This is a genomic window from Stappia sp. WLB 29 (assembly GCF_023507705.1).
Taxonomy (GTDB): Bacteria; Pseudomonadota; Alphaproteobacteria; order Rhizobiales; family Stappiaceae; genus Stappia.
Map to the genome: position 1 here is coordinate 312,243 of NZ_JALBGD010000004.1, position 18,181 is coordinate 330,423.

Genomic DNA, 18,181 nt, shown 5'->3' on the forward strand with positions numbered 1-18,181 from the left:
GGTCACACTCCCAGATACGTGCGGATGTCGTCGGCGCGGGCGGCGAGATCGGCTTGCGCGATCTCCTCGACCACACGGCCGTGCTCGATGATGAAGAAGCGGTCGGCGAGCGGTGCCGCGAAGCGGAAGTTCTGCTCGACCATGACGATGGTGAAGCCGCGGGCCTTGAGATCCTGGATCACCCTCGAGAGCGTCTGCACGATCACCGGGGCGAGGCCCTCGGATATCTCGTCCAGCAGCAGGATGTCCGCGCCGGTGCGCAGGATGCGGGCGATCGCCAGCATCTGCTGCTCGCCGCCGGACAGGCGGGTGCCGGGGCTGTGCGCGCGTTCCTTGAGATTGGGGAACATCGCGTAGATCTCGTCGAGCGACATGGCCATGCCGCCGTCGGTCCGGGTCACCGGAGGCAGCAGCAGGTTCTCTTCGCAGCTCAGCGAGGCGAAGATGCCGCGTTCCTCCGGACAGTAGCCGAGCCCGGCCTTGGCGATGCGGTAGGCCGGCGTCGTGCTCATGTTATGGCCGCGGATCTCCAGCCGGCCCTCGCGCCGGTCGAGCAGGCCCATGATGGCGCGCAGGATCGTCGTGCGGCCGGCGCCGTTGCGGCCGATCAGGCTGACCACCTCGCCGCGGCGGACGTCGAGGTCGACGCCGTGCAGCACGTGGCTTTCGCCGTACCAGCCGTTCACTCCCGTCAGGGACAGGACGGTCTCGCCCATCAGTGCGCCCCCTCCAGCTCGGTCTCGCTGCCCATATAGGCCTCCAGGACCCGCGGGTCGGCGGAGACCTCGGCATAGGTCCCTTCGGCGAGCAGGGCGCCGCGTTGCAGGACCGAGATGCGGTCGCAGATGCCGGCGACGACCTTCATGTTGTGCTCCACCATCAGGATCGTGCGTCCCGCCGAGACCCGCTTGATGAGCTGGGTGACACGCTCCACGTCTTCGTGGCCCATGCCCTGGGTCGGCTCGTCGAGCAGCATCAGCCGCGGCTCCATCGCCAGCGTCGTGGCGATCTCCACCGAGCGCTTGCGCCCGTAGGGAAGGTCGGCCGCCTTGGTCTGGGCGAAGTCCTGCATGTCGACCTGCTCCAGCAGGTCCATCGCCCTGGCGTCGAGGCGCGACAGCACGCTCCCCGGCAGCCAGAACGCATAGGTCGGCGCGTGGCGCCGCTGCAGCGCCACGCGCACGTTTTCCAGCACCGTCAGGTGGGGGAAGGTGGCCGAGATCTGGAAACTGCGCACCATGCCCTGGCGGGCGAGGGCGGCGGGTTTCTCGCGGGTGATGTCCCGGCCATCGAACACGATCCTGCCCGCGCTGGGCGACAGGAACTTCGTCAGCAGGTTGAAGACGGTCGTCTTGCCGGCCCCGTTGGGCCCGATGAGGGCGTGGATATCGCCCTCCCGGACCCGCAGGGAGACGTCGTCGACCGCCCGGAACCCGCGGAACTCCTTGCAGAGTCCAACCGTTTCCAGGATATGGGTCATGGACTGTATGCTCAGCCCTTGTTGACCAGCGAGCACTTGCTCTGGTCGAGCGGCAGGAAGGCTTCCTCCGCCGGAATGGTCTCGAGCACCTTCAGGTAGTCCCAGTCGTACTGCGACTCTTCCGGCGTCTTGACCTGCACCAGATACATGTCGTGCACCATCATGCCGTCTTCGCGGATCTTGCCGTTCTCGGCGAACATGTCGTTGATCGGCATCTCGCGCATCTTGGCGAGAACCGTCTTGGCGTCGGTGGTTCCGGCCGCCTCGACCGCGCGCAGATAGTGCAGCGTGCCGGAATAGTCGCCGGCATTGACCATGTTCGGCATCTTGCCGACGCGCTCGAAGAAGCGCTTGGACCACTCGCGCGTCTGATCGGTGCGATCCCAGTAGAAGCCGTCGGCGAAGAGCAGGCCGGACGCCTGGTCGAGGCCGAGGCCGTGGATCTCGTTGATCAGCAAGGTGAAGGCCACCATCTGCTGGTCGTCGCCGAGGCCGAATTCCTTCAGCGCGCGGATGCTGTTGGTGGTGTCGGACGAGGAGTTCGACAGGCCGATCGCCTTGGCGCCCGACGAGATCGCCTGCAGGGCGTAGGACGAGAAGTCGCTGGCCATGAAGGCGGGGTGCTTGACGCTGCCGGTGAGCGTGCCGCCGGCGTTCTTGATGGCGTCGGACACGGCCGCCTCGACCGACAGGCCATAGGCGAAGTCGGAGACGATCAGGTACCAGTCGTTCACGCCGTTCGCGGCCAGCGCCTTCACCGGCGAGTTGGCGAGCGAGTAGGAGTTGAACGCGAAATGGACGGTGTTGGGCGAGCAGGCATCGCCGGTGATGCGGTCGGAGCCCGCACCGGTGACGATCACCACCTTGTCCTTGGCCAGGCCGATTTCCATCACGCCGAGAGCGGCGGCCGAATTCGACAGGTTGATCACCATGTCGGTGCCGCTGTCGAAGGCCTCGCGGGCCTTGGTGACGGCGATGTCCGGCTTGTTCTGGTGGTCGATGAAGTCGACATGGATCGGCTTGCCGTTCAGCGTGCCGCCGAAGTCCTCGATCGCCATCTTGACGGCCTCGACGGCACCCGGCCCGCCGTAGTCGGCGGTCGCGCCGGCCAGATCGGTCATCAGGGCGATCTTCACCTGGTCCTCGTCCGCGAGGGCAGGCATCGTCAGCACGGTGCTCGCCATCAGGGCGAGCATGCGGCCATAAACCTTATTCATCGTGTTTCCTCCCGTTTCAGGCTCGCGAGCATGCAGGCGCATCCACGGGTCCGGCGGGAAGTCCTCGTCTTCCTGCCGCCTTGAGCGGGGTGCCGTCCTGTGTCGCGAGAGGGTGCGCAGATGCTCCCGAAACTTGCGCTTTGGCTTGGGCGGGGAGCCGCGGATGCGACCCGTGCCGTTGCCCGACGAACGCTAGGCAGGTGCAAGGCATGTGTAAAATAGATAATTGACATGCAAACCATAATTAAAAGACATTTCAGCCCGGCGGCGCGCGGGGGAGGAAAAGCGATGAAAATCCGGCAACTCGAGTATTTCATGCATGTGGTGAACACGCTGAACATCACCCATGCGGCGGAGCGGGCGAATGTCTCGCAGCCCGCCCTCAGCCGCCAGGTGCAGCTGCTGGAGGAGGAACTCGGCACCCGGCTGGTCGACCGCCGGCCGCGCGGCGTGGCGCTGACCCCGGCCGGCCAGCGGCTGGCCGATCATGTGCGCGCCCTGATGCAGAATGTCGAGCTGATCAAGGAGGACATCATCGCGGCCGAGACCATGCCGGCCGGTTCCTTGCGCATTTCCTCCGCCTATTCCCTGCGCGGGCTGCTGATCGCCGACGTGGTGGCCGAGTTCCACCGCCTCTATCCCCAGGTCAACCTCGAGATCCACGAGGGCGTGTCGATCAATGTCCGGGAGGAGCTGGTCACCCGCCATGTCGACCTGGCGATCTATTCCGACCACGGCGCCTCGCGCGGGCTCAACCGACAGGCGCTGTGCTCCGAAGGGCTGGTCCTGCTCGCCTCGCCGACGGCGGGCCTGCGCATGGATACGCCCGTTCCCAGCGCCTCGCTGGTCGGTCTCGACCTGGTGCTGACGCCCTCGCCCAACGGGTTGCGGCGGGTGGTGGAGGACCTGCTGCCGCCGTCCGCCACCTTGCGCAATCCGCCGGTGATCGTGGAGACCAACTCGATCATCGTCGATCTGGTCTCGCGCGGCGGCCTGCACAGCATCCTGCCCTACAGCGCCTGCCACCAGGCCTATACGCGGGGCGAGATCTCCATCGCGCCCGTCGCCGGCGTCACCTGGCCCTGGGTCATCGCGACCTCGCGCGACCGGCCGCGCACCGCCGCCATGAGGGTGTTCACCGAGCTGCTGCTCGGCCATGCCCGGCAGCTGGCGGCGGACGGCGTCTGGATTACCGCCGAGTTGCCGCCCGAGGACTGAATGCGCGCCAGACGCGAGGATTCCTGAGGCCTGACCCCGCGTCCGCCGCCATTCGGCATAGATTAAACTGATCTTGAACTCACAGACATAACATCAGGTTATTTCAGACATATGCGCATTGATTTTGTCCTGCGCGCGCGAACATGCTTGCTTTCCCCGGAAATGGCCGCATCCCGCGGGTGCCGGCCTGCTACTCCCGGGAGGAAACATCCGTGGCAAGAAACGCCCGTTCGGCTGCCGGCGGCAGCCTGACCCTGCCTGTCGGCAGGAACACGCCCAAGCGCCTCAACCGCAACGTCCCCGAGCCGACCCGCGACGACATGCTGGCGCTCGCCCGCACGATGCTGCGGATCCGCCGCTTCGAGACGCGTACCGAGGAACTGTTCAAGGCCGGCGTCATCAAGGGCACGGCGCATTCCTCGGCCGGACAAGAGGCGATTGCCGCCGGTGCCTGCCTGCCGCTGCGCCGCAGCGACTTCATCACCACCCATCACCGCGGCCACGGCCACTGCATCGCCAAGGGCGCCGACATCGACGGCATGATGGCGGAGCTGTGCGGCAAGCTCGGCGGCATCTGCGGCGGCATCGGCGGTTCGATGCATGTCGCCGACGTGGAGCTGAACATCCTCGGCGCCAACGGCATCGTCGGTGCCTCGATGGGGCTCGGCGTCGGTGCGGCGCTCGCCGCCAAGCAGCGCGGCTCGGACGATGCGGGCATCGCCTTCTTCGGCGACGGCGGCTCGAACGAGGGCATCTTCCACGAAGCGCTCAACCTGGCGGCCCTGTGGAAGCTGCCCATCGTCTTCTTCTGCGAGAACAATCTCTACGGCATGTCGACGCCGTTCGAGCAGGCGACGGCCGGCGGCTCGGTGGCGGGGCGCGCCGCGGCCTACGGCATTCCCGGCGAGCGGATCGACGGCAACGACCCGGTCGAGGTCTATGCGGCCGTCTCCGAGGCGCTGGCCCGGGCGCGGGCGGGCGAGGGGCCGACGCTGATCGAGGGCCTGACCTATCGCCACGGCGACCACTCGGTGCGCGGCAACCTGCTCGGCTACCGGACCGACGACGAGATCCGCAAGTGGCTGGACGAAGACCCGCTGACCCGGATCGCCCGGCGCCTCGCCGAGGACTGGGACGTCGATGCGCAGGAATTCGCCGCGCTCGAGGCGGAGGCGTCCGAGGAGATCGAAACGGCGATCACAAAGGCCGGGACCCTGCCCGAGCCCGAACTGCCGATGCTGTTCGACAAGGTTCTGGCGCCGCGCCGCACCCCGCCGGCACCGCCCGCGCCGGGTTCGCGCGCGATCACCTATACCGAGGCGGTGCGCGAAGCGATCTCTCAGTCCATCGAGGGCGACGACACCGTGTTCCTGATGGGCGAGGACGTCGGCCCGGTCGGCGGCACCTTCGGCGTCACCCGCGGCCTGTTCGACAAGTTCGGCCCCGACCGCATCATGAACACGCCGATTTCGGAAGGCGTCATTTCGGGCGCGGCCGTCGGCGCGGCGCTGTCCGGCCGCCGGCCCATCGCCGAGATCCAGATCTTCGACTTCGTCACCTTCATGATGGACCCCATCGTCAACCAGGCCGCCAAGCTGCGCTTCATGCTCGGCGGCAAGGCCTCGGTGCCGGTGGTGTTCCGCGGTCCCCAGGGCGGCGGCATCCGTCTTGCGGCCCAGCACTCGCAGTCGCTGGAAGCCTGGTTCGCCCACATTCCCGGCCTCACCGTGCTGGCGCCGTCCACGCCCTATGATGCCAAGGGCCTCCTGATGGCGGCGATCCGCGACGACAACCCGGTCGTCTTCCTGGAGCACAAGCTGCTTTATCTCGGCGGCGCGGCGCCTGTGCCGGAAGCGCCTTACGAGATCGAGATCGGCAAGGCCGACATCAAGCGCGAGGGCACGGACGTCACCGTGATCGCGACGCTGGCGATGGTCGAGCGCGCCCTGACGGCGGCCGAGACCCTGGCCCGCGAGGGCATCAGCGTCGAGGTCATCGACCCGCGCAGCCTGCGGCCGCTCGACATGGACTGCTTCGTTCGCTCGGTGAAGAAGACCAGCCGCTGCCTCGTCGTGCACGAGGCCTGGCGCACCGGCGGCCTCGGCGCGGAAATCGCCGCCCAGATCACCGAGGAGGCCTTCGACTGGCTCGACGCGCCGGTCGAGCGCATGGGCTCGGCCGAAGTGCCGATGCCCTATAACGACCGGCTGGAGCGCGAGGTGATGCCGAGCGCCGCCGGCATCGCCGAAACGGTGCGCCGCATGTGCCGCCGCGATCTGGCGGGGGCCTGAGCCATGAGCGTCAACATCCTGATGCCGGCCATCTCGCCGTCGATGACGTCGGGCAAGCTGGTGCGCTGGCATGTCGAACCCGGCACCCGGGTGCGGCAGGGCGATATTCTCGCCGAGCTGGAGACCGACAAGGCGGCGATGGACATCGAGGCCCCGGCCGATGGCGTGCTGGAGACGATCCTGGTGCCGGGCGGCACCGCCGACGTGCCGGTCGAGACCCCGATCGGCATCCTGGCGAGCGGCGCGGCCGAGCCGGCAGTGGAACCAGCCCCTGCGCCCGCGCCTGTTGCTGCCCCTGCCCCTGCGCCTGCAGCCGTTGCGGAGTCCGTTCCCGCTCCGGCACCGGTCGCGGTTTGCGCACCGGCCGTCGATCCGGACGCGCCGCCCCGGCGGATCTCGCCGCTGGCCCGCCGTCTGGCGCGCGAGATGGGCGTGGAGACAGACGGCCTGCGCGGCACCGGCCCCAAGGGCAGGATCCTCGCCGCCGACATCCGCGAGGCGGCCGAGCGGCCGGCCCCCGTACCGGCATCGCCCCCTGCTCCTGCACCTGTCGCGCCTGCTGCCGCACCCGCGCCGCAGGCAGCCCCGGCCGGCGAAGTGGAGCCGCACACGGCGATGCGGCGGACCATCGCCCAGCGGCTGGTCGAGGCCAAGCAGACCGTCCCGCACTTCTATCTGGAGGTCCGCTGCGAGGCCGATGCCCTGCTGGCGCTGAGGAAGGACCTCAACGCTGCGCTGGCGGCCTCCGGTTCGGACGCGAAGCTGACGGTCAACGACCTGGTGATGAAGGCCTATGCGCTGGCCATCGCCCGCACGCCCGATGCCATGGTGACCTGGAGCGAGGCGGGCCTGGTGCGTCACGCCAGCGTCGACATCGGCCTGGCCGTTGCGCTCGACGGCGGACTGATCACGCCGATCCTGCGCGACGCTGCCCGGCTGTCGCCCGGCGCCCTGTCGCAGGCCGCGCGCGATGCCATCGCCCGGGCCCGCGCCGGCCGGCTGATGCCGGAGGACTATTCCGGCGGTCTTGCCGGTCTGTCCAATCTCGGCATGTACGGCGTCAGCGCCTTCTCGGCGATCATCAACCCGCCGCAGAGCATGAACCTTGCGGTCGGCACCACCGAGACGGAGTTGGCGCTGCGCGACGGCCAGGCGGTCGAGGTGCAGCGCCTGCGGCTGACCCTGTCGGTCGACCACCGCGCCATCGACGGGGCGGTCGGCGCGCAGCTCTTGCGGCAGCTCAAGACCATCATCGAAAACCCGCTTCTGCTGGCCTCGTGAGATGGCGATGCTGAAGGAGCTGTTCGACCTCGGCGACCGTGTCGCGCTGATCACCGGCGGGGCGCGCGGCATCGGGCTGGAAAGCGCCCGGCTGCTCGCCGAGGCGGGCGCCGCGGTGGCGCTCGTCGACCGGGACGGCGAGGCACTGGGCGAAGCCGTCGCCGACCTTCAGGCCGGCGGCGCCCGCTGCCTTGCCGTCACCGCCGACATCGCCGAGCCGGGACGGCTTTCGGCTGTGGTCGAGGACGTCTCGGATTGGGCCGGTGCACCGGATATCCTGGTCAACAATGCCGCCCTGGTGCAGCGCGTGCCGGCGACCGAGCTGAGGCCCGACCTGTGGCGCCAGGCCATGGCGGTCAACCTGGATGCGGCGTTCGAGCTGAGCCGCCTCGTCCAGCCCGGCATGGTGGCGAAGGGGGGAGGCGCCATCGTCAACATCGCCTCGATCATGGCGCTGTCGGGCGGGGGCTTCTATCCCATCGCCTCCTACCACGCGTCCAAGGGTGCGATGGTCAACCTGACCCGCGGCCTGGCGATGGAGTGGGGGCCGCTCGGCATCCGCGTCAATGCGGTTGCGCCGACCTGGATCCGCACCGACTTCAACCGCGCGTTCCTCGACCAGCCGGGCGTTTCCGAACCGCTGCTCGCGTCCATGCCGCTCGGCCGTTTCGCCGCCCTGCGTGACGCGGCCGCGGCCGTGCTTTATCTGTGCGCCCCGGCGGCGGCCATGGTCACCGGCCATGTGCTGCCCGTCGACGGCGGCTATCTCGCCCACTGAACGACATATGGGAGGATTCATGTCCGTCACGCAAAACCACACCGGCATCACGGTCGCCGATCTCGACCGTTCCGAGGCGATGTTCCGCGACCTTTTCGGCTTCGAGACGATCTCACGCGCGCCGCGCGACCCGGACACCATCTCGCGGGTGATCGGCGTCGCCGGCTGCGAGGTCGAGATCGCCTATATGCGCAACGGCACCGCGACGGTGGAGCTGCTGTGCTACGCAGCGCCGCAGGAGCGCGGCGATTTCCGCCCGCGTCCGTGCGATCTCGGCTCGCTGCATCTCGGCTTCGATGTCGACGACATGGACGAGATGCTGAAGCGCTGCGCCGAGTGGTCGCTGGACCTTCTCGGCGATGTGGTGGTGGTCAGCGCCGGCCCGAACAAGGGCAAGCGCATCGCCTATCTGCGCAATCCGGGCGACGGTGTCGTGCTGGAACTGATCGAGCGGTAGCCACGCCATTGTCGATCTGCATTGTCCTGCGTCCGGTGCCCGGCCGGTTGCAGGATGCACGAACGCCCGCGAGGAACCTCCTCGCGGGCGTTCTGTGTTTTATCGGTGCGTCCGGTCAGGCCGCGCGGATGGTCGAGAGGAACTCGTTCATCGCCGCCTGCATCCGGGTGGAGCGGTCGTGCAGGTCGCTGATCGACTCGCGCATCTCGTTGCTGAGCGCGCCGGTCTGGTTCGCCTGCTCGCTGACCTCGACAATCGAGCCGCTGACGCTGCGCGTGCCCTTGGCCGCCTCGGCGACGTTGCGGGCGATTTCGTTGGTCGCCGCGTTCTGCTGCTCCGTTGCGGCCGCCATCGCCGAGGTGCGCTGGCGGATGGTCTGGACCATCTCGGCGACGGAGCCGGTGGCGACGATGGAATCGTCGGCCGCGTGGCGCATTTCGGAGATCTGCGCGTCGATCTCCTCGGTCGCCTTGGCGGTCTGCTCGGCCAGCGCCTTGACCTCGGAGGCGACGACCGCGAAACCGCGTCCCGCCTCGCCGGCGCGTGCCGCCTCGATGGTGGCGTTGAGCGCCAGCAGGTTGGTCTGCTCGGCAATGTCGGTGATCAGCTTCGTCACGTCGCCGATCCGCGCCACCACCTGCTGCAGCTTGCTGACCGCCTGGTTCGAGCGCTCGACCTCGGTGGAGGCTTCCGTCACCACCTTGGACGAGGCATGCACCTGTTCGTTGATCTCGGCGATGGAGGCGGACAGCTCCTCGGTGGCGCTGGCGACGGTGTTGACGTTCTCGGTCGCCTGCTGCGAGGCGGAGGAGACCGACAGCGCCTGGCGCGTGGTGCCCTCGGCGATGTCGGCCAGCGCGCCGGCCGTGCCGTTCAGCGTCTCCAGCCCGCCGATCATCTCGCGGGTGATGGTCATCACCGTCTCCTCGAAGCTTGCGGCCACGCGCTCCATCTCGATGCGCCGGCGCTCGGCCGCGTCGAGGCGCGCCTGCTCGGTCTCGGCTTCCAGCTCGCGGGTGCGGATCAGGTTGGCGCGGAACACGCCGAGCGCATTGCCCATACGGCCGATCTCGTCGGCGCGGTTGCCGAGGTCGATCTCCTCGTTCGTGTCGCCGTCGGCGAGCTTGCGCACCACGTCGGCAAGCCTTGCGAGCGGCCGCGAGACGATGGCGAAGTTCAGGTAGCCGAGAATGGCGGCAAAGAGCGTGATGAGAATGCCGCTGCCGAGCGCGATCATCTGGGCGGAGGCGAGCTCGGCCCGCTGTTCGGCGAGCAGGGCGTTTTCGCGCGTCTGCAAGGTGGCCTGGAGCTCGGTCACGCCGTCGAACGTCGTGTTGAGCAAGCGCGCTCCGGTCGGCGTCAGTTCCATGGCACGGGCGAGATCGACCGTCTCCGGCACGCGCATCAGGCGGATCTGCTCGCTGGCGAAATCGGTGTGCCAGCCGCTCCAGGCGGTGCGGATCGTGTCGGCCTGGCCGGCAAGCGTGCCGTCGAGAGAGGCCAGGCTGGACTTCAGTCCGTCGATCCGTACGGAAATGGCCGTGGTCTGGCTCTCGACCTGGCCGACCCAGTCGCGGTTGCCGGTCAACAGGAAGTTCTTGACCCACAGGGCCTGTTCCAGAACGGCCTGCTTCAGCTCGTCGGCATCGCGCGAGATCGCCGTCACCCGCTCGGCCTGGGTGACCGCGTCGGCGGCGGAAATGGTCTTGGACCAGGTGATGGCGCCGCCGACTGCGCCGATCAGCGCCAGACACGAGAAGGCGATTGCGCCCTTGGTGGAAACCGAAAGCTTGGCGAACATGATATCCGTCCCGAACTTAGCTGGCCGGAGCCGCGCGACGCGCGAGCTCGGTAAGGTTGATCTCGACGGTGACGGCTCCGATCGGCTTCGCGGTATCGTCCGCGATCGTCAGGTTGAGCTGGGCGCGCCAGATCCGGCGGTCGGCGTCCCATTCCGGCTCGTCGATGAATACGGCGTCGGGGCCATTGGGGAAGGTCTTCTGGAACTTCGCCTCGTCGCCCTGCCAATAGTCGCCGGTGATCGAACTCTGGCCGACATTGAGGCCATGCGCATCCATCACGAAGATTTCGGTATAGAGCCCCAGCGTCTGGGCCTGGACCCGCAGCAGGTAGATCGACAGGGGCGCTGACAGAGTGGCCGAAATCAGCGGCTTGTCGTCGCTCTTGCGCTCGGCGACCCATTGCTGGTCCAGCGCGTCGATCTCCGCCTGGCTGAGATTGCCGCGCAATTCGTTCTGCGCGTTGATCGACAGCGGCACGATCGGATTGGCAAGCCATTCCCGGGTCTGGGCGATGAAGGCATCGTCGACGAGCGCCTTGATGTCGGGTGCCGGCGGCTCGGCCGCCGCTTGTCCGCTCAAGGCGAGGGACGACAACACGCATATTCCCGCAAGACGTCGCATTTTGAAGGCTCCTGTCCACAATAGGATCAGGTGAGGCTTCCCCTTCGCGGGTTAAGGGAACCTTTAGGTGGAACATTATTATTTTTGTATAATTGAAACAATAGTTTGTTGAGTTGCTGCCGAAGAAATGTGCAATTTGCAAGTTGCAATGATTCGTAAGATGTGACGCTGACACAGTTACCAGTTCGCTCAGGGGCGCGACGCAGCGGTGGGAAGGAACCTCGTCCTGCCGCTTTGCGCGGGGACGCGAGGACCTGCGATCGGCCTGCCGAAGCGCTTTCTTGAACTCGCCGGCCGGTCTCGCCATATATGACGAGACGGAACCAGGTGTGTTCCGGCCGGATGCCGTCAGGGTCCGGCGTGTTGGACGTTTCGGTCGCGCCGGTCAGCCGGCGGACGGATCGTTCGGAACTGGGCCGCTTTGAAATAGGGCTTGAAGCATATGACGCGCATGTCTGCGTTTTCCTCTCCCCTGCTTCTCGGCTTCGAGGATCTGGAACGGATGCTCGACAGGGTCAGCAAGGGCTCGAACGACGGCTATCCGCCGTACAATATCGAGCGGCTGCCCAAGACCGAGACGCGCGGCGAGATCATCCGCATCACCCTGGCGGTTGCCGGCTTCACCCGCGACCAGCTCGACGTCAGCGTCGAGGAGAGCCAGCTCGTGATCCGCGGACGCCAGGAAGACGACAAGACGCGGCAGTTCCTGCATCGCGGCATCGCGGCCCGGCAGTTTCAAAGAGCCTTCGTTCTGGCGGAAGGGATCGAGATCCTCGGTGCGGAACTGAAGGACGGCCTGCTTTCCATCGATCTCATCCGCCCGGAACCCGAGCGTATCGTGCGCCGCATCGAGATCGACGCGCGGGACTGACCCCGTATTCGACCTTGGGCGCACGGACCGGAGCGGTGGTGCGGCGACCTGCCGGCCACGCGAAAGGAGCGATGCCATGACGTGTGACGAACAGACTTTCACCATGAAGCCCGGCGAATTCCAGGCGCTCGGTACCGGGCAGATCGCCTATGTGAAGCCGATGACCTCGGACGATCTGACGACGCTGTTTCCGCAGGCGCCGCGCATGCGCCCGGGGTTGAACCTTTGGGTTCTGCTCAACGCCGACGGAACGCCGATCATGCTGTCCGACAGCCGCGAGACGGCGCTGGCCAATGCGGCCGAGCATCAGCTCCACACCGTGGCGCTGCACTGACGCGCCGAACGGCCCCCGCGTGCCGCGGGCCGGTCTTCCGATCCCATGACGCGAAAGGCCCCGGTTCCGCCAAGGAACCGGGGCCTTTTCATATCCGGGCGACAGGCGCCTTTCCCGGCCTCAGGCCGCGTTGGAGGCGACCGGCTGCGTCAGGATGGAATAGAGCGCGTCGGCGTCGCTGGTGGCGCGCAGCTTGGCGACCGTTCCCGGATCGCGCATGCGCCGGGCGATGCGGGCGAGCGCCTTGAGATGATCGGCACCGGCGCCTTCCGGCGCGAGCAGGACGAACACCAGGTCGACCGGCTGGTCGTCCAGCGCATCGAAATCGATGGGACGCTCCAGACGGGCAAACAGGCCGACAAGCTTGTCCAGACGAACCAGCTTGCCATGCGGAATGGCGATGCCGTTGCCCACCCCGGTCGAGCCGAGGCGTTCGCGCTGCAACAGCGTGTCGAACACATCCCGTTCGGGCAGGCCGGTGACGGCTGCGGCCTTGGCGGCGAGTTCCTGGAGCGCTTGCTTCTTGCTGTTCGCTTTCAGGCTCGGAACGATCGCTTTCGATGTGATGAGATCGTTGAGATCCATAAGGCGACTCTTGGTTCGAGAAACGGAAAGGCAACCGGCGCGCCGCCGCATCCCGCTGAGGGAATGCGGCGGGCCGGATTGCATCGATGGTCTATCGGGCTGCGTTGTCCGGGTCGATCCACCCGTAATTGCCGTCGGGGCGGCGGTAGACGACGTTCACCGTCCCGCTGCCGGCATTGCGGAACACCACCACGGGTGATTCCGCGAGATCGAGCTGCATGACCGCCATCCCGACGGTCATGGTCTTCACCTTGGCGGTTGTCTCTGCGACCACCAGCGGGGTGAAGTCTGCCGGGACCTCCTCGTCCTCCTCCATGGAAGCAAGGACATAGGAGGTCGCCTCGAACACCTCGCGCCCGTTGGCGGCGCCATTGGCGTGATGATCCTTGAGCTTGCGCTTGTAGCGGCGCAGCCGCTTCTCGATCCGCTCGGCGGCGGCATCGAAGCTCTGGCGCGGATCCGGGCTGTCGCCCGACACCTGCAGGTCGATGCCGGTGTCGAGGTGGAGGAGGCATTCGGAGCGGAAACCGGATCCTTCGCGCCCGACCGTCACGTGGCCGGTATAGCCGCCGTCGAAATATTTCGAGATGGCTTCAGCGACGCGATCCTCGATATGCGTCCGCAAAGCATCGCCGACATCGACGTTCTTTCCCGATATCCGCAGTGTCATGAGAACCTCTTCTTGTTCTGGTCGTACCGACCCATGCCTGAATATGGCGTGATTCCCGCCAGTTTCATCATGGGCGACCCCACTGTGACAAACCGGGCTCCGAATTGATATCCGCAACCCGACCTATTGCATCCCGGTTCGGGGTCTTGCCTGCAGCACGACGCCTTGAAGCGGTTCGTCTGCCGGCCGCCTCTCGCGCCCGGATCGCGTCCAAGACGCCGTCCTTGCGCGCGATACGACCATACGTGCCGTTTCCGGCACGCATGAGCGCGGGTCTATAAGCGTGCGGCTGCGTTAAGTCAAATGGAGTCCGGCCGGCGGTGCGGCGGCAGCGGTCGGCGCGAAGGCCGACGGCCTCGCCAAGTGCCTGAAGAAACAAGGGTTTCATTGCCACCCTGCCTTTCCCTGCCGCCCCGGCCCGGCGCCGCGTCTGCGGCGTGCGCGCTGGTTTCAGCCCCGGCTTGCCCTCTTCTCCCGTCGTCTCTGGACGGAAGAGGCGATGCGCAGGGACTCCCGGTATTTTGCAACCGTTCGGCGGGCAATGTCGATCCCCTCGTCCTTCAACATTTTGACGAGCGTGTCGTCGGAGAGGATGTCGTCCGGGCTTTCCGCATCGATCAGCACCTTGATGCGGTGGCGTACCGCCTCGGCGGAATGGGCATCGCCCCCGCCGGCAGAGGCGATGGCGGCGGAAAAGAAGTATTTCAGCTCGAAGATGCCGCGCGGCGTCGCCATGTACTTGTTCGAGGTGACGCGGCTGACGGTGGACTCGTGCATAGAGATCGCCTCGGCGATGGTCCGCAGGTTCAGCGGCCGCAGGTGCTGCACGCCATGCACCAGGAAGGCGTCCTGCTGGCGGACGATCTCGCTCGCCACCTTGAGGATCGTGCGGGCCCGCTGGTCGAGGCTCTTGGCCAGCCAGTTGGCGGTCTGCAGGCATTCGGTGAGGAAGGTCTTCTCCGCCTCGTCGCGCGCCTGGCGGCTGATATGGGCGTAGTAGGTCTGGTTGACCAGCACCTTGGGCAGCGTGTCGGTGTTCAGCTCCACCGACCAGCCGCCGTCGCGCGCCCGGCGCACGATCACGTCCGGCACCACGGGCTGGATCAGGGTTTCGCCGAAGGAGCTGCCCGGCTTGGGGTCGAGCGCCTTCAACTCGGCGATCATCTCCTTGAGGTCCTCGTCGTCGACGCCGCAGGCCTGGCGCAGCGCCGGATAGTCGTGGCGCGCCAGCAGGTCGATATTCTCGATCAGCTTTTCCATCGCCGGATCGAAGCGGTTCTTCTCGATCAGCTGCAACGCCAGGCATTCGGCGAGCGAGCGGGCGAAGACGCCGGTCGGCTCCAGCGTCTGCAGCACGGCGAGGATGCTGTCGAGGCGCGCGCGCTCGATGCCCATCCGCTCGGCCGTGTCGTCGAGGTCGAGGCGCAGATAGCCGGCATCATCGAGATTGTCGATCAGCACCTGGGCGACGAGACGGTCCACCGGATCGGCGACGGCCAGCACCATCTGGTCGCCGAGATGCTGCTGCAGCGACACGTCGGAGGCGACGAAGGCCTCCAGATTGTAGTCCTCCGAGGCGCCGCCCGCGCCGGTGCGCGTCGTCAGGCCGGTCTGCCAGGGGTCGCGCTGCTGCGCCTCGCCCGCGCCCGTCTCCGCCCGGCCGGTGCCGGGATCGTCGGGATAGATGTTGCCGAGATCGGTGTCGAGGCGCTGGGCGATGTCGCGCGAACTGTCGGACAGCTCTGAACTCAGCCAGACATCGCCGTCGCCCTCGCTGCCGCCCTCGTTGCCGGAAGAGGGGGCCTCGGCCGCTTCCCGCTCGCCCGCTCCCTCGCTCTCGCCGCCGCCGTCGCCCTCGTTGGAGCCGCCCTCGCCGTCGGCGCGCTCCAGCAGCGGGTTGCGCTCCATTTCCGCCTCGACATAGCTCGTCAGGTCGAGCGACGACATCTGCAGCAGCTTGATCGCCTGCATCAGCTGCGGCGTCATGATCAGGGTCTGGCCCTGGCGGATCTCGAGCTTCGGCGACAGCGCCATGAAGGCTCCCGGACTGCTGCGGGGCGTTTCGATGCAAGGGATCTGCGGCCGTTGCAGGCACGCGCCTGCACGGATGCGGCCCGCGGACATGCCCCGTCGCCCGCCGGCTCCCCGGACCTGCCTCGCCGCCCGCGCGGTGCCTGCTGCGCATGCGGGAACGCGCCGCACCTGCCCCCGGCGCGATTGGTCCGCTTCTTGCTTTGTAGCCTAAGGGCGTTTTCGCATCAAAGCGTAAACTGCTCGCCGAGATAGAGCCGGCGCACGTCCGGGTTGGCGACGATCTCGAAGGGGGAGCCCTCGGTCAGCACCTCGCCGGCGGCGATGATATAGGCCCGGTCGATGAGGCCGAGGGTTTCGCGCACGTTGTGATCGGTGATCAGGACGCCGATACCGCGATGGGTGAGGTGGCGCACCAGCTGCTGGATGTCGCCGACGGCGATCGGGTCGATGCCGGCGAAGGGCTCGTCGAGCAGCATGAAGGTCGGGCGGCTGGCCAGCGCCCGGGCGATCTCCACGCGGCGCCGCTCGCCGCCCGACAGGGCGATGGCGGGCGAGTCGCGCAGATGCGTGACGCCGAATTCCTCCAGCAGCGATTCCAGGTCGTGCTGGCGCTGCTTGCGGTCCGGCTCCACCACCTCCAGCACGGCGCGGATATTGTCCTCCACCGACAGGCCCCGGAAAATCGAGGCCTCCTGCGGCAGGTAGCCGATGCCGAGCCTTGCGCGCCGGTACATCGGCAGGCGGGTGATGTCGAAGCCGTCGAGGCGGATGGTGCCGTGGTCGGGCTGGATCAGCCCGGTGATCATGTAGAAGCAGGTGGTCTTGCCCGCGCCGTTGGGGCCGAGCAGGCCGACCGCCTCGCCGCGCTGGACCATCAGACTGACATGGCGGACCACCTGGCGCCGCTTGTAGCTCTTGCCGATGCCGTCGACGACGAGCAGCCCGTCCTCGCTCGCCGGATCGTAGGGCTGTGCGGCCTCGTCGGTCCGGTCCTGCGTGCCCTGGCGGAAGATGGAGAGGATTTTCAAGGGATCGGTCCAGATCTGCGGGGGGCGCGGACCCTTGCGGACCGCCTCGTCGTTCTCGTCGTGCTGCTGCCTATTTGCATGAAAGGCGGCGGCCGTTCAATCCGGGTGCGGGGCCAGCGCCGGGCCGGCGCGGGGGGCTTGCCCCGCGCGAACGGACGGCGTGCCGCCCCGGCCTCAGTTCTGCGGCGTGCCCTGGCGCACCGAGTTCGGCTGGATCAGCACCTTCACCCGGCCGGTGTTCTTCGCGTCCAGGTCGGCCTTGCCGGTCTTCAGGTTGACCGTCAGCTTGTTGCCGACCACCACGTTCGGCCCCTGCGACAGCACCACCTCGCCGCCGGTCATCACCATCAACTGCTGGGTCATGTCGAAGGTGGCGCGCTCGCCGGTCGCGGTCTGGTCCTTGGAGGAGATGTAGACGCGTCCGCTCGCCTCCAGCCTGGAGATCCGCTGGTTGACGCCGCCGGCGGCCGAGCCGTCGTAATGCACGACCAGGCGCTGGGTCTTCAGGACCGCATCGCCCTGGGTGACGACCACGTCGCCGCTGAACACCGCGCTCTGGCTCTTATCCTGCACCTGCAGCTCGCGCGCCTCGATCTGGATCGGTTCGCGTTCGTTGGAGCCGAAGCCGGCGAAGGCGTCGGAAAAGGTCTGCGCCCCGGCCGTACCGGCGGCGAGCGCGAGGCCGAGCAGGGCGGCGCCGGCGGCGACGGCAAGTCGGGCGGAAAGGGCGGGCAGGGCGTGCCGCGATGGGATCATGGAGCTTTCTCCGCATTCGGCGGCATCACCGTCATGGAGATGCCGTCGGTGAAGGTCAGTGTACCCGCGTCCTGGTCGAAACGCATCCGTCCGGCGGTCAGCGAGCCGAAAGAGGAGGTGAGCAGCGTCTTTTCCTCGCTGCGCAGATGTCCCGTCTTCAGGTTGGCGTCGAGCGTGCCGAAGCGCGCCGTCTCACCGCCATTGGTGGTGACATCGACGCCGTCGGCGAGCTTCAGGGTTTCCTCGGAACTGTTGTACGTGCCGCGTACGGCGACAATGCGGACCTGCTGGTCCGCCGAAAGGCGAAGGTCGGCGACGATCCGTTCCAGGTCGATGATGCGCGGATCGCTGATGCGCTGGATCGCGCGGCTCGCGGACACCTTGTAGGAGCGGTCGCCGTCGTGGCCCGACAACTCCGGACTGTCCATCACCAGCCCGTCGGCGGTGATCGTCACCGTGCCGAAGCCGAGGCCCGAGAGATAGTTGCTGACGCCGATCATCGCGACGATGGCGAGCAGCATCAGGGCGCCGAGCCCGGGCACCAGCAGGCGCAGGCCGCGCACCCGGCGGCTGTGCCGCCGCGACGCCTTGCGGGCGGCCTCGCGGCGGGCGGCCTCGCGCACGGGATCGTACGCGCCCGCATCCTCGGGCCCGCCGAAATCCTGCCCGTCGAAGGCGGGCTGCAGTCTGTAGGCCTCCTGGTCCAAGCCGTGTCCGTCCGTTGGGTCCTGTCGGCACGCGCGCGCCAAATGCGCGCG

General features: G+C 67.5%; 18 protein-coding genes. 7 read left to right on the forward strand and 11 right to left on the reverse strand.

The features are described from left to right. Nucleotides 1–2: 2 nt before the first annotated feature. From MNI96_RS10210 to MNI96_RS10220, 3 genes are read right to left on the reverse strand one after another with little or no spacing between them, the layout of a single operon-like run. Nucleotides 3–716, reverse strand: coding sequence for an ABC transporter ATP-binding protein (locus tag MNI96_RS10210; RefSeq protein ID WP_249692727.1), 714 nt, complete (start codon nucleotides 714–716; stop codon nucleotides 3–5). Beyond that, a complete protein-coding gene (locus tag MNI96_RS10215) occupies nucleotides 716–1,480 on the reverse strand; it encodes an ABC transporter ATP-binding protein (RefSeq protein WP_067223537.1) in 765 nt (254 codons plus the stop codon). The genes MNI96_RS10210 and MNI96_RS10215 overlap by 1 nt, the downstream gene beginning before the upstream one ends. A gap of 11 nt (nucleotides 1,481–1,491) precedes the next feature. After that, entirely contained in the window at nucleotides 1,492–2,697 is a 1,206-nt protein-coding gene (locus MNI96_RS10220; protein ID WP_249692728.1) for an ABC transporter substrate-binding protein, read from the reverse strand. A gap of 288 nt (nucleotides 2,698–2,985) precedes the next feature. Between MNI96_RS10220 and MNI96_RS10225 the strand changes: the two genes are divergently transcribed. From MNI96_RS10225 to MNI96_RS10250, 5 genes are all read left to right on the forward strand, one after another. Beyond that, the gene (locus MNI96_RS10225) at nucleotides 2,986–3,915 is read left to right on the forward strand and encodes a LysR family transcriptional regulator (protein ID WP_249692729.1); all 930 of its coding nucleotides are present in this window, start codon (nucleotides 2,986–2,988) and stop codon (nucleotides 3,913–3,915) included. Between the two features lie 212 nt (nucleotides 3,916–4,127). Then, nucleotides 4,128–6,206, forward strand: coding sequence for an alpha-ketoacid dehydrogenase subunit alpha/beta (locus tag MNI96_RS21860; protein WP_349629150.1), 2,079 nt, complete (start codon nucleotides 4,128–4,130; stop codon nucleotides 6,204–6,206). Between the two features lie 3 nt (nucleotides 6,207–6,209). Beyond that, nucleotides 6,210–7,487: a dihydrolipoamide acetyltransferase family protein gene (locus tag MNI96_RS10240; protein WP_249692730.1), complete on the forward strand. Its 1,278-nt coding sequence runs from the start codon at nucleotides 6,210–6,212 to the stop codon at nucleotides 7,485–7,487. 1 nt (nucleotide 7,488) lies between these two features. Further along, on the forward strand, nucleotides 7,489–8,265 hold the full coding sequence (locus MNI96_RS10245; protein ID WP_249692731.1) for an SDR family NAD(P)-dependent oxidoreductase: 777 nt from the start codon (nucleotides 7,489–7,491) through the stop codon (nucleotides 8,263–8,265). A gap of 19 nt (nucleotides 8,266–8,284) precedes the next feature. Further along, the gene (locus MNI96_RS10250) at nucleotides 8,285–8,722 is read left to right on the forward strand and encodes a VOC family protein (RefSeq protein WP_249692732.1); all 438 of its coding nucleotides are present in this window, start codon (nucleotides 8,285–8,287) and stop codon (nucleotides 8,720–8,722) included. A 115-nt stretch (nucleotides 8,723–8,837) separates the two neighbouring features. Here MNI96_RS10250 and MNI96_RS10255 read toward each other — a convergent pair whose 3' ends face one another. Both MNI96_RS10255 and MNI96_RS10260 read right to left on the reverse strand, forming a co-directional pair. Next, nucleotides 8,838–10,523, reverse strand: a complete 1,686-nt coding sequence (locus tag MNI96_RS10255) for a methyl-accepting chemotaxis protein (protein ID WP_249692733.1) — start codon at nucleotides 10,521–10,523, stop codon at nucleotides 8,838–8,840. A gap of 16 nt (nucleotides 10,524–10,539) precedes the next feature. Then, on the reverse strand, nucleotides 10,540–11,121 hold the full coding sequence (locus tag MNI96_RS10260) for a hypothetical protein (protein ID WP_249692734.1): 582 nt from the start codon (nucleotides 11,119–11,121) through the stop codon (nucleotides 10,540–10,542). A gap of 466 nt (nucleotides 11,122–11,587) precedes the next feature. On the opposite strand from MNI96_RS10260, the gene MNI96_RS10265 reads away from it, so the two are divergent. Then, entirely contained in the window at nucleotides 11,588–12,016 is a 429-nt protein-coding gene (locus tag MNI96_RS10265) for an Hsp20 family protein (RefSeq protein ID WP_067223553.1), read from the forward strand. A gap of 76 nt (nucleotides 12,017–12,092) precedes the next feature. Further along, the gene (locus MNI96_RS10270) at nucleotides 12,093–12,350 is read left to right on the forward strand and encodes a BQ00720 family protein (RefSeq protein ID WP_249692735.1); all 258 of its coding nucleotides are present in this window, start codon (nucleotides 12,093–12,095) and stop codon (nucleotides 12,348–12,350) included. 120 nt (nucleotides 12,351–12,470) lie between these two features. Here the strand turns inward: MNI96_RS10270 and ptsN are convergent, their stop codons facing one another. The 6 genes from ptsN to lptC form a co-directional block, all read right to left on the reverse strand. Then, on the reverse strand, nucleotides 12,471–12,935 hold the full coding sequence (gene ptsN / locus MNI96_RS10275; RefSeq protein ID WP_067223557.1) for a PTS IIA-like nitrogen regulatory protein PtsN: 465 nt from the start codon (nucleotides 12,933–12,935) through the stop codon (nucleotides 12,471–12,473). A 91-nt stretch (nucleotides 12,936–13,026) separates the two neighbouring features. After that, nucleotides 13,027–13,605 (reverse strand): ribosome hibernation-promoting factor, HPF/YfiA family, encoded by a 579-nt coding sequence (gene hpf, locus MNI96_RS10280; protein ID WP_249692737.1) that lies wholly within the window; start codon nucleotides 13,603–13,605, stop codon nucleotides 13,027–13,029. 450 nt (nucleotides 13,606–14,055) lie between these two features. Beyond that, nucleotides 14,056–15,639 carry an RNA polymerase factor sigma-54 gene (gene rpoN, locus MNI96_RS10285; protein WP_249692740.1) on the reverse strand — a complete coding sequence of 528 codons (1,584 nt, stop codon included), beginning with the start codon at nucleotides 15,637–15,639 and terminating at the stop codon, nucleotides 14,056–14,058. Between the two features lie 224 nt (nucleotides 15,640–15,863). Continuing rightward, complete coding sequence (gene lptB, locus MNI96_RS10290; RefSeq protein ID WP_502960329.1) at nucleotides 15,864–16,652, reverse strand: LPS export ABC transporter ATP-binding protein; 789 nt, start codon at nucleotides 16,650–16,652, stop codon at nucleotides 15,864–15,866. Between the two features lie 189 nt (nucleotides 16,653–16,841). Beyond that, on the reverse strand, nucleotides 16,842–17,423 hold the full coding sequence (lptA, locus tag MNI96_RS10295; protein WP_249692742.1) for a lipopolysaccharide transport periplasmic protein LptA: 582 nt from the start codon (nucleotides 17,421–17,423) through the stop codon (nucleotides 16,842–16,844). Further along, entirely contained in the window at nucleotides 17,420–18,130 is a 711-nt protein-coding gene (gene lptC, locus MNI96_RS10300; RefSeq protein ID WP_249692744.1) for an LPS export ABC transporter periplasmic protein LptC, read from the reverse strand. The genes lptA and lptC overlap by 4 nt, the downstream gene beginning before the upstream one ends. Nucleotides 18,131–18,181: the final 51 nt, after the last annotated feature.

Excerpts from the sequence above, each read along its gene's own strand:
- MNI96_RS10210 (WP_249692727.1), bottom strand. The coding sequence starts at position 716 with ATGGGCGAGACCGTCCTGTCCCTGACGGGAGTGAACGGCTGGTACGGC.
- MNI96_RS10215 (WP_067223537.1), bottom strand. The coding sequence starts at position 1,480 with ATGACCCATATCCTGGAAACGGTTGGACTCTGCAAGGAGTTCCGCGGG.
- MNI96_RS10220 (WP_249692728.1), bottom strand. The coding sequence starts at position 2,697 with ATGAATAAGGTTTATGGCCGCATGCTCGCCCTGATGGCGAGCACCGTG.
- MNI96_RS10225 (WP_249692729.1), top strand. The coding sequence starts at position 2,986 with ATGAAAATCCGGCAACTCGAGTATTTCATGCATGTGGTGAACACGCTG.
- MNI96_RS10240 (WP_249692730.1), top strand. The coding sequence starts at position 6,210 with ATGAGCGTCAACATCCTGATGCCGGCCATCTCGCCGTCGATGACGTCG.
- MNI96_RS10245 (WP_249692731.1), top strand. The coding sequence starts at position 7,489 with ATGGCGATGCTGAAGGAGCTGTTCGACCTCGGCGACCGTGTCGCGCTG.
- MNI96_RS10250 (WP_249692732.1), top strand. The coding sequence starts at position 8,285 with ATGTCCGTCACGCAAAACCACACCGGCATCACGGTCGCCGATCTCGAC.
- MNI96_RS10255 (WP_249692733.1), bottom strand. The coding sequence starts at position 10,523 with ATGTTCGCCAAGCTTTCGGTTTCCACCAAGGGCGCAATCGCCTTCTCG.
- MNI96_RS10265 (WP_067223553.1), top strand. The coding sequence starts at position 11,588 with ATGACGCGCATGTCTGCGTTTTCCTCTCCCCTGCTTCTCGGCTTCGAG.
- MNI96_RS10270 (WP_249692735.1), top strand. The coding sequence starts at position 12,093 with ATGACGTGTGACGAACAGACTTTCACCATGAAGCCCGGCGAATTCCAG.
- ptsN (WP_067223557.1), bottom strand. The coding sequence starts at position 12,935 with ATGGATCTCAACGATCTCATCACATCGAAAGCGATCGTTCCGAGCCTG.
- hpf (WP_249692737.1), bottom strand. The coding sequence starts at position 13,605 with ATGACACTGCGGATATCGGGAAAGAACGTCGATGTCGGCGATGCTTTG.
- rpoN (WP_249692740.1), bottom strand. The coding sequence starts at position 15,639 with ATGGCGCTGTCGCCGAAGCTCGAGATCCGCCAGGGCCAGACCCTGATC.
- lptA (WP_249692742.1), bottom strand. The coding sequence starts at position 17,423 with ATGATCCCATCGCGGCACGCCCTGCCCGCCCTTTCCGCCCGACTTGCC.